This window comes from Pseudomonas sp. SDO5215_S409 (genome assembly GCF_054071325.1).
Genome location: NZ_JBSVWN010000142.1, coordinates 1 through 1,280 on the forward strand (window position 1 = coordinate 1; position 1,280 = coordinate 1,280).

Annotated in this window: 1 protein-coding gene; it reads left to right on the plus strand. The window is 59.8% G+C overall.

What is annotated here, in order from left to right; genetic code table 11:
- The first annotated feature begins 93 nt into the window (after positions 1-93).
- Complete coding sequence (locus ACW9H9_RS28590) at positions 94-906, plus strand: AraC family transcriptional regulator (protein WP_457346702.1); 813 nt, start codon at positions 94-96, stop codon at positions 904-906.
- Positions 907-1,280: the final 374 nt, after the last annotated feature.

Below are 1,280 nucleotides of genomic sequence, written 5' to 3' on the forward strand. Positions count from 1 at the left end.
AGCGTCTATGGCTCGGCTGTCGAAACATAGTGGCCTACTTCAGACCATCCTTAAGCGCGCAGCGGCGGTGGCCCTTTACCGAGGACACACTGGATGACCACCGCCAACGCCGTGCACTACTGGCGCTCGCCGCTACTGCCGGGTGCCGACCTGCTCACGGCCACTTACCGGCAACACCGCTTCGCGGCCCACTGGCACGACACCTACACCGTGTCGGTGATCGAGGCTGGAGCGGAGTGTTACGACTATTGCGGCCGCCGCCACGTGGCTGACGCAGGTTGTGTACCGGTGCTCAACCCGGGCGAGGTGCACACCGGCTCGCCAGCCATCGACGGTGGCTGGCGTTATCGGGTGTTTTACCTGCCCGTCGAATTTTTGCAGCGGGTGATGGACGACGTCAGTGATCGCCCGTGCCCCATGCCGTGGTTTCGCGATGACATCCTGCGCGATGCCGAACTGACCCGCCGCTTGCTGGTGGCGCACCGGGCCTTGCAATGCAGCGATGATGGACTGGGCGCCGAACAGGCCTTGCTTGACGCGGTTTCATTGCTGCTGACACGGCACGCGGGGCAGCGGCCGTTGATCGCCGATCTTCCCAGGGACAAGGCGCGCGTGGGGGTGATGAAGGCGCGCCTGATGGCCGAACTCGCCGAGCCCTTGACCTTGAGCGAGCTGGCGGGGGAGGTGGGGTTGTCGACCTTTCATGCCGCGCGGATGTTCAGCCGTGAGACGGGGTTGGCGCCCCATGCATGGCGTAACCAATTTCGGCTTAACCTGGCCTTGCAGCCCTTGCGCCAAGGCGTTGCCCCCACCGAGGTTGCCAGTGCCAGCGGGTTTGCCGATTTGAGCCATTTCACCCGGCATTTCAAGAAAAGCTTTGGGGTGAGCCCGGGGCGTTGGCGTTGAGGTTTTTAGTCCTCGTTCGGGTTGGTGGCTTGTGGCCATTATGCGCAAGAAGTTGCGCACTCAAATGTGGATAACCCTGTGTATACATTCATGCAGGCCTTACGCATCAAGGTCTGTAGACGAGTGCGCAAGAAGTTGCGCAGTACTGCGCAACTTCTTGCGCACTTTTTAGGGGTTTTGGCCCCTTCAACGCGGGTTGGTTCGTCGCAATGTTTATCAACGTCTTGTTTTATAAGGATAAACTTTTTGTTGGCACGATGCTTGATTGGAGGTTTGCACCCAACGAGGCAATTTCGCCTCCGGGCACTCTTATTTTTCAAGCAAGGAGCACCGCAATGGCTACGCCAGCGTATATGTCCATCACCGGCACCAAA